The following is a 12,289-nucleotide window of genomic DNA, read 5'->3' as shown; positions in this document are numbered from 1 at the left end:
CGATATCGTAGAATGACGCTGTTAGCGGAATGTTAATGAGATTGAGGTGCCGCGTTCTGTTGAAAGAACATCGATGTGGACCTGCATGGCATCACAGAGGCGTTTGACAATATCAAGCCCAATGCCACTACCGTATTGCTCGGAGTAGCTGCGCTCGAAAATGCGTTCAGGACGCTTGATCCCGATTCCTTCATCTGCAATTGTTAGTTTTTTGTCTTTGTAAGTGAGTGTTATCTTGCCAGAATCTGCACTGAATTTGCATGCATTGGAGAGCAGATTGTCCAGAATCTGCCGCAGGGCTGCTGTGTTTGCCTGAACACTTCTTTCAAGGATTGCCACTTCAAAATGCTGGTGAGGATAGAGCTGCCGATATTCCGCGAGCAGGGAATCAACCATTTGTTCAAGATCTATCATCTCGGGCGTATAGGACCCCTCGTGCAGAAGATACCTCAGGTTCTTGTGCAGATCGGAAATGGCATCAGCACTTTTTTGAAGTCGGTCCAGTGCGGAATGATTATGCAGCAAAGGTTCTTTGCGCAATGCTTTGAGGTTCAGCCCGATCGATGTTACCGGTGTATTGAGATCGTGGATCAAATCTTTGGCAAAGCGATCGAGCTCGCGTATGCTTTTTTGCAGTGGTGCGATAGCGTTTCGTGCGAGAATAAAGCTGATGATTGCGAACAGGAGCAGTAGATGAAACTGCGTTCCGGCGACGACGAAAAAGAGCCTGTTGCGTTGTTCTTCAAAATGCGTGGTGTTCTTGGTAATGAAGATATAAACACCTTTTTCATTGCCAGGTACCCATTTTTCGAACTGATCGTTCCTTTGGTTGAAATTGTCGATGCTGAAATGTTCAAATGTTCTTTGCTCATATCGGTGCGTATAGCCTTCCAGACCTTCAGTGCTCTCGCCGACTTTGAGCCGTTTGGCGTACTCTATGAGGGAAAAATGTTCCATTTCAAGCAGTTGGTGCTGCATCTGGGAATAGTAGAAATGACCTGCTGTCAGGATGAGCAGAGCAACACTTATAAAGTAAGTGAGGAAAAACTTCCAGAAAGCCCTTTTTTCACTTGATTTCAAGCCGGTACCCTACATTTTTTACTGTCTGAATGGGAAGGCCGATTTTGCGCAGTTTGTTGATCCTTACCCGTAATGCGCCTTCGCTGGCCTCTTCACCATGCGCTGTTTCAAAAAGGATATCCTCCTTTGTCAATGTGGTGCCGGAGTGCCTGAAAAAAAGCCTGACCAGTCGACGTTCGTAGTCACTCAACGGGATGAATACACTCTTTTTGTACAGTTCACCGCGATCGATATGGAATGAAAGGTCTCCTATTTCTATGGTCTCATGGATGCTTTGATAATACTGCCGGATCAGTGCTTTGATACGGATCATCAGTTCGTCGAAATCGAAGGGTTTTTTGAGGTAATCGTTGGCACCGCTTTGAAACCCCTGTGATAGTGAACGTATATCCTGCAAAGCGGTAATGAATATGGCCGGGGTGTCGATTGCGGCGTCACGTAGAGATCGTAGGGCAGTGAAGCCATCTGTCCCAGGAACATTGACGTCCAGTAGCAGCAAATCGAACGAGGTGGTTGCGGTAGCATCTATAGCTGCAGTGCCGTCCCGGACCCAAGAAACCTCGTACCCTTCATCTTCAAGTAGAAAGATAAGGGATTCTGCAAGTGTGACATCATCCTCAAGTAGTAAGATGTCCGCCATATCGTCTCCTTAGTGAGAATAACAGTTTTCCATCACCTTGTTAGCGCCATATTAACGGCCTGCCATATGAGTCTTTTTTTCGTTGAATTGGTACTATTTTACCTGTTTTACTCAGGTGATATGCATGATGCGGGTCAATGGGTTTTGCCCAGAAGGGGAGTATGCTTTGGAAGGTAGAGTTTGATCTTTTACTAAAGGAGAGACGGTGAAAATTCATTACCCTGTTTATTTCGCTCTTGTGACTATTTTGCTGCATGGATGTGAATCAAACCCTGTCATGGATAAAGAACCCTGCGATAGCAATAGCCATACACTGGCGAAAGAAGACAGCAGGGGAGAAACATATATAGCTATGCAGCGTGAATACAATGAAATTAATAGCACTGCTTATCTGGAAAGGTATGTCGTGGACGTCATCAATCAAGGTTCCGATGTGCTTGGGCTTCCGGCCGGGAGTATGGCAGCAGGTTTTTCCGATCCTTCCGATGCTCAGATAATTGCTGCATATGTTGTCTCTATCGCGGGCAAAAGCCCCGTCAATCCGGAATACATTCAGGAGGGCAGTCTCTATTATGCCGGTAACTGTTCGGGGTGTCATGGCAGTGATGGCAAAGGGATGGGCGGGGCCTATCCGGACCTGACACTGCCGATGTTGGAAGGCATAAAACTGAAAAAAAGTGCATTGCAGCGTCAGATTGATGCTATCGGAGAAAAAAGAGCTGCTGACTAGACGAGTATTCCACTGCCCTCAATTGGTGCGGAGCGGTCGGCGGCATAGATGCGCCGCCCATTGACGAGATCATATTTCCAGATAGGGGCGCTAGCCTTGAAGCTTTCGACAAATGTTTCAATCATTTCGAGTGCTGTCCGGCGCTTCGGTGAGAAAACGGCAGCAATATAAGACGACGTGTGTACGGGAACATCGCCACGGCTGTGCGCCATTTTCACGAGGGCATCTTCCGTTTTCGCTCTTTGCTGCCATTCGGTGAACCACCGGTTCAGGAGCGGATCATAGATGTCAAAGCTCAGGCCGTCAACGCCGTTTTCTTCTCTGACTGTGCCGATAAAGGGGATAAAGGCCCCATAGTTTTTAAGGGATTCTTCCTCATACCAGCGTTTGAGGATGAGCGGGACGTTTAGTGGTCCGTGATGGATTTCCAGCATCTTCAGCCTCCGCATACCGGCGGAAGCAGCGAGACCCTGTCCCCGTCTTTCAGCGGCATGTCCAAAGCGGTAACCAGTGTATCGTTGATGGCAACGGCACACGTTTCCAGCCAAGGACGTATAGTTTCGTTCAAACGTATCTGGTCTGCGACTTCAGCCAGGTTCGCAGCTTTGATTTCAAGTACAAGATTGCCTATTGGGCCCAGACAATGTACGGTAATCATTCAGCTACTCCTTATGTATGGTGATCAAATCGGGGTTTGACCGGTCTGCAAGGATAGCCGCAACGTTCTGCTGCCAAAGGCGGCCGAATGCTTTCTTCTCTTCAAAAGAAGATGTGCCCATGGCGACAGCCTTCATCAGTTCCGGGGGAATCTGCGCAGTTGGTGCGGCTGAAGGGTTATAGTTTAAATAGATTGTGTCTCCCGTTCTCTTGCATGTCATCATGACTGGTTCCGGTAGCACACGGTGAAAGTGTAGAAGTGCGTTTCGTGCAAAGTTGCCCTGCAACCCTTTGAATCCTTCGTCACCTGCTGCACCGGTGATGAGTCCTAGAACATTCCCGATGACGCCATTTGTTCCCTCCTCGCGGCTGCCCCGGATAGTGACAGCAATATCTCCCCGTTGCGGGACACTGTCCGGGTAGAGGGCATCGATGCCTTTGAGCGCCATCAGATACGCGCCGGCAACTGTCGGACAGGAGTGGCCGGCGAGCTTGACGGCATCGAGGTAGCTGTAGGTGATGATCCCGTCACCAATCGCACCCAGCAGGTCGGCGAGGGGATCATAAAGGGTGATCGTAGGTGCCTGGTCGAAAAAAGTCGGGTAATTCATGTCGGTGAGCCTTTATCCACCCGTCTGGTAGAACGCCCGCGTTGAGACTTCGGAGTCATTGGCGTTCCAGCGGTTTTTTTCGGGTTTGTTGAAGACGACGGTTCTCAACACCTGTTCAGCCTGATCAAGATCATTTTCACGCAAAGCATCTTTGACACTCATGGCCTCATCGAAGTACAGGCAGGGAATGAGATCGCCTTCCGCAGTGAGTCTGATGCGGTTGCAAGTGGCACAAAAATCGTGTTTATGCGGTTCGATCGTTCCAAAACGGTACCCGTCTGTGCATTCATAGAGTGTCGCCGGACCATCACTGCCGATCAGCACGGGGCTGAAACTGACATGCTTACCCAGAATGTCCAGAATCTCATCACTTGTCAGCCCCTGCACATGGCTGCTGGCAAAACTGTTCTCCATGTATTCGATGAAACGGATTTGCGCCCCAAGCCCTTTGGCATATTCGAAAAGGGCAATGACTTCATCCTCGTTTACCTTTTTCATGATGACACTGTTGATCTTGACTTTCAGGCCTGCTTGTACAGCGGCTTCAATCCCAGCCTTGACTTTGTCTAAAACATCTTTTTTTGTAATGGCATGCAATGTCTCTTTTTGCATGGAATCGAGGGAAACATTGATCCGTTTCAATCCTGCATTGCTGAGCCGTTCAACCATCGGTTCCAGTAGATAACCGTTGGTAGTGAGCCCGATATCGACATCTGGTGCATACTCGATGATCATGGCGATCAGGCGGTCCAGATCGTCACGTGTCAAAGGTTCGCCCCCCGTTAAACGTATTTTCGTGATCCCTTGGTCGATCCCGATGCGTATAAACGAGTAGAGCTCTTCATAGCTGAGCAAATTTTCACGGGGAACCCAGCTGAAAGGTTTTTCGGGCATGCAGTACTGGCAGCGGAAATTACACCGTTCGGTGACCGAGACTCTCAGATAGGTCACGTCTCTGCCGAATTGGTCGCGCAGCATGGTAAATCCTTTTTTTGCTTGTATTATGGACATCATAGTCTTTTCCATATGCATGATGCATTGACCGAGGTCAAGGACAAGGGTGTATAGGTTGATATATATTTTTGATAGAATGGAGGTATTATGAATCAGGATCACTGCCGATGACCAAGCGTGTCACGGAGGAATATCTAAAGACCATTCCTTTATTCTCGGACTTGTCACAAGAGGAGCTGGCGAAGCTCATAAAGATTGTGTTGCTGCGCAAATACCCGAAGGGCGCGATTCTCTATTATGAAAAAGAGAAGCACAATGAGATCTACTATCTGAAAGAGGGGCTGATCAAGATCTACAAGGTAGACAGGTTCGACAATGAAGTGTTCATGTACAACCTTTTCAGCGATACGCTGATATCAGAGATCACTGATTTCGACCGTATCGGGTGCTTTGCCAATGCGGAATTCGCCATTGACAGTGATGTACTGGTTATCGACTTTGAGCATTTTCAGCAGATGTATATGAACAGTCCAAACCTGATGTTGAAACTGCTGAAAGAGTTCGCCAAGAAGAGTAAAATGATGCAATGCATCATCAACCGGGAGATCGTGTTTGACGGCACGGCGAAAGTCGCCTTTATGCTGATCAACGATCTTCGGAGTTTCAACCAGCTCAAGAAGCAGGAGATAGCCTATATGCTGAATATTCAGCCTGAAACACTTTCACGCATTCTGAAAAAACTGACACGCAGTGGCATGATCGATACTGTTGACGGTGAAACAGTTTTGAAAGATGAAGCAACATTGCGGGAAATTTTTGAATAAGAGAGGATCGTGATGAGAACCATTACATCCAAAATCAAACTGATCGGCGGCATGCTCTCGCTGATCATCGCCTCAATTGTCGGTATCACTGTGTATATCAACCACGCATCAAAACAGGACTCCGTGGTGATCAATATCGCGGGTAAGCAACGGATGCTGACGCAGCAGATCGCCAAAGAGGTGCTATGGCTCCAAAACCGTAACGAGGGAAACTTTAAAGCGCTTGATACTGCTCGTGCCGAGTTCGATGCAAGCCTGGAGGATCTCATGAACGGTGCCCCGGAACGAGGGATATATGCACCACCCAAGCAGTGCATTACGGAAAGGCTTTTGCAGGTCTCTTCACTTTGGAAAACATTTGATGATCATGTAGTCCGATTCCAAGAGCTTCTGGCGGAGACGAACAAACTGAAAGAGTCACTCCCTTCTGAAAACGAGGCGATCTTGATGATCTCGGACCGGGTGGTAAAGCAGATGGTCGTTGAAGGGCTTGAAGGAGCGGTTATTGACGATGCGGGGCGACAGCGCATGCTGACACAGCGTATCGGTTTCAGTGCGACACAGTATCTGATCACAGGAGATGCCAACTATTTTACGCAGTTCCAGAAGGCGTACGGGCTCTACGGTGCCACGCTCAAGCGGTTTGAGGAGAACCGGGTCTGGTACCAGCGGCCTGACCTGCATCAACTGCTGATTGAAAATGATAAACAGTGGCAGAAATATTCCACCTATATGTTTGAACTGATGGAAAAGCAGAAGCAGCTCAATGAAGCCGTGCTGCATATCAAGGAACTTAATGTTGTTTTGCTTGAGACTATGGACTCTGCGGTAGCAGCCTACAGTGCCTATTCGGAAGAGCAGCGTGCCTTTTTACAATATTTCCAATATGCCGCAAGCTTGATCGCTTTGCTTTTTATGGTGTATGCCGTGTATCTGACACGAAGGATCCAGGGAGACTTCGAGCTTTTCCTTGATCGTTCCAGGTCGATGGCGGATTCGTTGAAGCTTTCAGAAGAGACGGTACGGTACGAACCGACGATGGAGACGGTCCAGACGGATGAACTTTCACAGGCATCGTTGCATATGAGCCATTTTGTGGACAAGATCAACACGATACTTCAGCATGCCCAGCAGGCGATCCATGAGTCCGAACAGGCTGCTAATGAATTGGCCACTGTCACTGAAACGATGGATGAGGAGTTTGAGGGATTAGGGATAGATGAGGCATCCAAAAAAGATATTGATCGTACAATAGATAAAAGTGAAGATATCGTCATCCAGACGCTTGAAGAGCTCTCCGGCACATCAAGACTGTTGACAAAACTGCAAGAAAACCTCAACAGCATCGTCACCAAAACAGAACCAAAACCGCGTGGGTGAATCCGATGCAATGCTTTCTTGACTTAGGTCAAAGACACCTGACAACTTGTCCCGATACAATGATAACGTAACCTGAAAGCTGATAGACGCTCTCCCTTGCAGACGGCGGCCATCGGTAATCAACAAGGAGGATACGATGGGTATGGACAGAAGAAGTTTTCTCAAGAGTGCAGCGGCCGCTTCGGCAGCGAGCGCGATTGGAATGACGATTCCGACAGATGTCGAGGCCGCGGGGACAGATGCCCAGAAAGACTGGCGCTGGGACAAGGCGGCATGTCGTTTCTGCGGTACGGGATGCGGGATCATGCTCGCGACCAAGAACGGGAGGATCGTCGCGGTCAAAGGAGACCCCGCGGCACCTGTCAATCGCGGGTTGAACTGTATTAAAGGGTATTTCAACGCGAAGATCATGTACGGTGCCGACCGTCTGACACAACCGCTGTTGCGCATCAACAGCAAGGGGGAGTTCGACAAGCACGGCAAGTTCGCGCCGGTCAGCTGGCAGCGCGCCTTTGATGAAATGGAAAAAAATATCCGCAAAGCCCTTGCGCACAGCGGACCGGAAGGCGTTGCCAACTTCGCTTCCGGACAGTACACAGTCATGGAAGGGTATGCGGCACAGAAAATGATGAAGGCGGGATTCCGTTCCAATGCGATCGATCCGAATGCCCGCCACTGTATGGCATCGGCCGTCGTCGGCTTTTACCAGACGTTCGGCATCGATGAACCGTCGGGCTGTTATGACGATATCGAATTGACGGACACTGTCGTAGCCTGGGGGTCGAACATGGCGGAAATGCACCCGATCCTCTGGTCGCGTGTCACAGACCGCAAGCTCTCCGATCCCGACCGTGTCAAGGTTGTTTCCATTCAGACCTACACGCACAGAACATCCGACTTGGCGGATATCGAGATTATTTTCTCGCCAAACACGGACCTTGCATTGTGGAACTACATTGCACACGAGATCGTTTACAACCATCCCGAAGCGATTGACTGGGACTTCGTCAAACAGAATATCATTTTTGCGACAGGTCCGGTTAACATCGGCTACGGTATGCGCCGCAGTGACGAGAAATCGGTCAAAGAGGGCAAATACACCGATCTTGAGATGGAGACGATTTCAAAGGAGATGAGCAAACCCGTCTCTGCCAAGGAAGCACCGGCCCTGGAGCCTTACGGCTATAAAGAGGGCGAAGTTATGAATAATCAGCCCGGTACCCTGGCACACTGGGAGATCTCGTTTGAAGAATACAAGAAATCCCTCGCGCCGTATACACTTGACTACACTGCGAAGATTGTCAAGGGTGACCCGAATGAGGATCTCGAGGCCTTCAAAGGTAAACTCAAGGCGCTGGCAGATCTCTACATTGAGAAAGGGCGCAAAGTCGTCTCTTTCTGGACGATGGGGATGAATCAGCATACGCGCGGTACCTGGGATAACACGCTTTCGTATAACGTCCATTTCCTGTTGAACAAGCAGGCGTTACCGGGCAGCGGCGCTTTCTCGCTGACGGGCCAGCCTTCAGCGTGTGGCACGGCGCGTGAAGTCGGAACATTCTGTCACCGTCTACCGGCGGATATGATGGTCGCCAATCCGGCGCACCGCAAGATCGCCGAGCATAAATGGATGATTCCGGAAGGGACGCTCAACCCGGTCGGGAACCAGCACATCATGAAAATCCACCGTGATATCGAGGATGGTATCGTCAAATTCGCGTGGGTCAGCGTCTGTAATGCTTATCAGGATTCCGCCAGTGCGAAACACTGGATCAAGGCCGCACGCGAAATGGACAACTTCATCGTGACATCCGACGGCTATCCGGGTATTTCAGCGAAGGTCTCGGACCTGATCCTCCCTTCGGCGATGATTTACGAGAAATGGGGGGCGTATGGTAACGCCGAACGCCGGACACAGCACTGGCGTCAGCAGGTGCTCCCGGTCGGCGATGCGATGTCCGACACCTGGCAGTGGGTCGAACTCTCCAAACGGTTCACCGTCAAAGATCTCTGGGGCGCATCGACGCTGCGTGATGGCACGAAAATGCCTGATGTCATCGCGGAAGCCAAAAAAATGGGCTATGACGAAGATACGACGATGTTCGACATCCTGTTTGCGAATGACAAGGCCCGTTCATACAAACTGGATGACAAAGACCCGGTTCAGGCCGGTTTCGACAACTCTGAGTGTCTGGGTGACAGCCGGAACGTTGTCGGTTCCGACGGAGAGGTCTTCAAGGGCTACGGATTCTTCATTCAGAAATACCTGTTTGAAGAGTATGCGGACTTCGGACGCGGGCACGGCCACGACCTGGCACCGTTTGATGTCTATCATAAAGTCCGCGGTCTGAAATGGCCGGTCGTCGACGGGAAAGAGACGCAGTGGCGCTTCAATGTCAAATACGATCCATATGCGGCCAAAGCGGTCGCCAAGTCCGGTTCGGACAGCACGCACGCGTTCTACGGAAAGCTGGCGAAGGCGCTGCCATACGGCGACCTGGGCGGCGTCAAAGTCGCGGAGAAAAAAAGCCTTGAGAACAAGGCAAAAATCTTTGCCCGTCCTTACATGGATCCACCGGAAATGCCGGACAGCGAATACGATGTCTGGCTGGCAACCGGCCGTGTGCTTGAGCACTGGCACTCCGGTACGATGACGATGCGTGTACCGGAACTGTACCGTGCGGTACCGGAAGCGCTTTGTTACATGCATCCGAATGACGCCAAGAAACGCGGTGTACAGCGCGGCGAACTTGTCAACGTCGAATCGCGTCGCGGTTCGGTGAAGGCCCGCGTAGAGACGCGCGGCCGTAACCGTCCGCCGGAAGGCCTGGTGTTCGTACCGTGGTTTGATGAAAAGGTCTTCATCAATAAAGTCTGTCTGGATGCGACGTGTCCGATGTCAAAACAGACAGACTTCAAGAAATGCGCGGTCAAGATCACGAAAGCATAACGAGAGAGCAATGAAAAACGAACAGCTGAGCGACCGTCGTAAATTTCTTCTGACCATGGCGCGGGGTGTAGGCCTCAGCGCGATGGGTGCATTGGTATGGACTGCTTATGTGGAAGAAGTCAAAGCGGCACCGTTGGTGCTGCGTCCTCCCGGTGCGCAGAATGAAGCCGACTTTTTGAAGTCCTGTATCAAATGCGGCCTCTGTGTCGAGGGGTGTCCTTACGATACGCTCAAGCTGGCAGCTCCCGGTGATACATTACCGATGGGAACACCGTTTTTCACCCCTAGGGAGATCCCCTGCTATATGTGTGAAGACATCCCCTGTGTCCCGGTCTGTCCCACGGGCGCGCTGGACGCAAACAAAGTTCAAAGTGACTTCGAAGGAGAGATGTTCTGGGACATCAAGAAGATCGACATCGGGGTTGCCATCGTCGATCCGAAGGCCTGCATCGCCTTCTGGGGAATCCAGTGCGATGCCTGCTATCGGGCCTGTCCATTAATGGACCAGGCCATAAAGCTGGAATATGAGCAAAATGAACGGACGGGGAAACATGCCTATTTAAAACCGGTTGTTGTCCCAGACGTCTGTACAGGCTGCGGGATGTGCGAACATGCCTGCGTTACGGAAAAGGCGGCGATTACCATCCTGCCGAGAGGTGTTGTCGAAGGACATGCCGGCAGTCATTACGTCAAAGGCTGGGATAAAAAGGACCAGGAACGCGTCAAATCGGCTAAAGGCGGCACGACGGTAACGGAACGCAGTCAGGAAAAAGCGATCGATTCGCTGAACGATATGGGGGATCTGCTCGAATGAAATATCTGATTTTGCGCCGGATGCTCCAGGTCGGTCTGCTGACGCTTTACGGTGCGGCCAACTGGTACGGATACACGGCAATCCTGCAGGGAAATCTGAGTGCGTCACTGCTGCTTCAGCGTGTGCCGCTTTCCGATCCGTTCGCGGTATTGCAGATGCTTTCGGCGGGTGCGGCGCTTTCAACGACCGTACTCATCGGAGCGGTGATCATTTTTGTTTTTTACGCCGTGATCGGCGGACGGGCTTTTTGCAGCTGGGTCTGTCCGGTCAATATGGTCACGGACGCGGCCAACTGGACACGGAGAAAACTGGGGATATCCCAGGTGCAGAAGCGGGTTTATATGAGCCGGAACATGCGTTATTGGGTACTCGGGATTTCCCTGATACTCTCTGCGCTGACAGGCGTTGCAGCGTTTGAAATGATCAGTCCGATCTCGATGGCGCATCGCGGCATCGTGTTCGGTATGGGGTTCGGCGGTGCAGCACTTCTGGTGATCTTTCTGTTCGACCTGTTCGTCCATGAACACGGATGGTGCGGTCATATCTGCCCGCTGGGCGGGTTTTATTCGCTGATCAGCCGTTTCTCTCTGATCCGGGTCTTCCATGACGCGGAGAAGTGTACGGCCTGTATGAAGTGCAAAGAGATATGCCCTGAAAAAGAGGTGCTGCATATGGTTGCGAGAAGCAGCGAAAGTGTAGTGATGGGTGAGTGTACAAACTGCGGAAGGTGTGTTGAAGTCTGTGAGGATGATGCACTGAACTTTTCAATTCGCAAACTTGCGAAACAAGCAAAGGAGAAGTCATGAAAATGAGAGTGATAACGGGCGGCATTGCAGCTGCTCTGCTGATGATTGGATGCAGCAATAGTGTGGAGCCGGCGAAGACAGCCGAAGTGAAACCGACGGTATCGGAAGAGTCCCTGGGGCTTCGGAAGACTGATCTCTATACGGAGCAGGGAACGAAACCGGCGATGGCGGATTATTCCGCGGAGGCTCCTGGAACGTCACAGCGGATTCAGCGCGCCTACGACAACGCGCCGCCGATGATCCCGCATGACGTTGAGGGCCTTCTGCCGATTACCAAGGAGAACAATGCCTGCCTCGGCTGTCATATGCCGGATATCGCAGAGGCGATGGGGGCAACGCCAATTCCGGCTTCACACTTTGCCAACTTCCGGCCCGATACATCGTTGGCCGCCGACGGCAAGATCACAAAAGAGGGGAAAGAGGTTGACAATACAGGTGATTTTAAAATGATTGTAAAGAAATCTGATCACCTTTACCAAGGCCGCTTTAACTGCTCCCAATGCCATGCGCCGCAGGCGAATATCGCGCCGGCAGTTGCCAACACGTTCAAACCCGATTATCAGGATGAGACGATGAAGAACAAGTCTGATCTGCTTGATGTCCTTAATGTAGGGGTGCAATAACGTGTCTGACATCAGCCGCCGCGGTTTTTTCGGTGCACTCGGTGCCGCCGTTATGAATAAAGGGAAGCAGATCAGGCCTCCCTACGCGGCGGATCTTTCGCGCTTCGGGCAAACTTGTCCTGAATGCGAAGGAATGTGCAGCAATGCGTGCGAAGAGAATATCATCATTATCGGTAAAGACCGTACTCCTCATCTTGACTTTTCCAAGGGTGGCTGTACC

General features: G+C 50.9%; 13 protein-coding genes. 7 read left to right on the top strand and 6 right to left on the bottom strand.

Annotated elements, in window-relative coordinates; all coding sequences use genetic code 11:
• Positions 1 to 21 precede the first annotated feature (21 nt).
• Both WCX49_RS09270 and WCX49_RS09265 read right to left on the bottom strand, forming a co-directional pair.
• Positions 22 to 1,080, bottom strand: a complete 1,059-nt coding sequence (locus WCX49_RS09270; RefSeq protein WP_345984810.1) for a HAMP domain-containing sensor histidine kinase — start codon at positions 1,078 to 1,080, stop codon at positions 22 to 24.
• On the bottom strand, positions 1,067 to 1,720 hold the full coding sequence (locus WCX49_RS09265; protein ID WP_345984809.1) for a response regulator transcription factor: 654 nt from the start codon (positions 1,718 to 1,720) through the stop codon (positions 1,067 to 1,069). Before WCX49_RS09265 ends, WCX49_RS09270 begins: the two co-directional genes overlap by 14 nt.
• Before the next feature lie 205 nt (positions 1,721 to 1,925).
• Here WCX49_RS09265 and WCX49_RS09260 point away from each other — a divergent pair, with 205 nt between their 5' ends.
• On the top strand, positions 1,926 to 2,450 hold the full coding sequence (locus WCX49_RS09260) for a c-type cytochrome (RefSeq protein ID WP_345984808.1): 525 nt from the start codon (positions 1,926 to 1,928) through the stop codon (positions 2,448 to 2,450).
• Here WCX49_RS09260 and WCX49_RS09255 read toward each other — a convergent pair.
• The 4 genes from WCX49_RS09255 to moaA are packed head-to-tail and all read right to left on the bottom strand — an operon-like array spanning position 2,447 to position 4,696.
• Positions 2,447 to 2,884 (bottom strand): molybdenum cofactor biosynthesis protein MoaE, encoded by a 438-nt coding sequence (locus WCX49_RS09255; protein ID WP_345984807.1) that lies wholly within the window; start codon positions 2,882 to 2,884, stop codon positions 2,447 to 2,449. The genes WCX49_RS09260 and WCX49_RS09255 overlap by 4 nt on opposite strands.
• 2 nt (positions 2,885 to 2,886) lie before the next feature.
• Positions 2,887 to 3,108, bottom strand: a complete 222-nt coding sequence (locus tag WCX49_RS09250) for a MoaD/ThiS family protein (RefSeq protein ID WP_345984806.1) — start codon at positions 3,106 to 3,108, stop codon at positions 2,887 to 2,889.
• Between the two features lie 4 nt (positions 3,109 to 3,112).
• The gene (locus WCX49_RS09245; protein ID WP_345984805.1) at positions 3,113 to 3,718 is read right to left on the bottom strand and encodes a hypothetical protein; all 606 of its coding nucleotides are present in this window, start codon (positions 3,716 to 3,718) and stop codon (positions 3,113 to 3,115) included.
• Positions 3,719 to 3,730: 12 nt separating this feature from the next.
• Positions 3,731 to 4,696, bottom strand: a complete 966-nt coding sequence (gene moaA, locus WCX49_RS09240) for a GTP 3',8-cyclase MoaA (protein ID WP_345984804.1) — start codon at positions 4,694 to 4,696, stop codon at positions 3,731 to 3,733.
• Positions 4,697 to 4,839: 143 nt separating this feature from the next.
• Between moaA and WCX49_RS09235 the strand changes: the two genes are divergently transcribed.
• The 6 genes from WCX49_RS09235 (at position 4,840) to WCX49_RS09210 (ending at position 12,069) form a co-directional block, all read left to right on the top strand.
• Positions 4,840 to 5,496 (top strand): Crp/Fnr family transcriptional regulator, encoded by a 657-nt coding sequence (locus WCX49_RS09235; protein ID WP_345984803.1) that lies wholly within the window; start codon positions 4,840 to 4,842, stop codon positions 5,494 to 5,496.
• Between the two features lie 12 nt (positions 5,497 to 5,508).
• The gene (locus WCX49_RS09230; RefSeq protein WP_345984802.1) at positions 5,509 to 6,876 is read left to right on the top strand and encodes a type IV pili methyl-accepting chemotaxis transducer N-terminal domain-containing protein; all 1,368 of its coding nucleotides are present in this window, start codon (positions 5,509 to 5,511) and stop codon (positions 6,874 to 6,876) included.
• A 136-nt stretch (positions 6,877 to 7,012) separates the two neighbouring features.
• On the top strand, positions 7,013 to 9,826 hold the full coding sequence (napA, locus tag WCX49_RS09225; protein WP_345984801.1) for a nitrate reductase catalytic subunit NapA: 2,814 nt from the start codon (positions 7,013 to 7,015) through the stop codon (positions 9,824 to 9,826).
• A 10-nt stretch (positions 9,827 to 9,836) separates the two neighbouring features.
• Positions 9,837 to 10,640: a ferredoxin-type protein NapG gene (gene napG, locus WCX49_RS09220; protein ID WP_345984800.1), complete on the top strand. Its 804-nt coding sequence runs from the start codon at positions 9,837 to 9,839 to the stop codon at positions 10,638 to 10,640.
• The gene (gene napH, locus WCX49_RS09215; RefSeq protein WP_345984799.1) at positions 10,637 to 11,446 is read left to right on the top strand and encodes a quinol dehydrogenase ferredoxin subunit NapH; all 810 of its coding nucleotides are present in this window, start codon (positions 10,637 to 10,639) and stop codon (positions 11,444 to 11,446) included. The genes napG and napH overlap by 4 nt, the downstream gene beginning before the upstream one ends.
• Complete coding sequence (locus tag WCX49_RS09210) at positions 11,443 to 12,069, top strand: nitrate reductase cytochrome c-type subunit (protein WP_345984798.1); 627 nt, start codon at positions 11,443 to 11,445, stop codon at positions 12,067 to 12,069. Before napH ends, WCX49_RS09210 begins: the two co-directional genes overlap by 4 nt.
• The last annotated feature ends 220 nt before the right edge of the window (positions 12,070 to 12,289 follow it).

It is taken from the genome of Sulfurimonas sp. HSL-1656, from assembly GCF_039645585.1.
Classification (GTDB): domain Bacteria; phylum Campylobacterota; class Campylobacteria; order Campylobacterales; family Sulfurimonadaceae; genus Thiomicrolovo; species Thiomicrolovo subterrani.
Note: the sequence above shows the minus strand (reverse complement) of the source record. Positions and strands in the feature narration are given on the sequence as shown.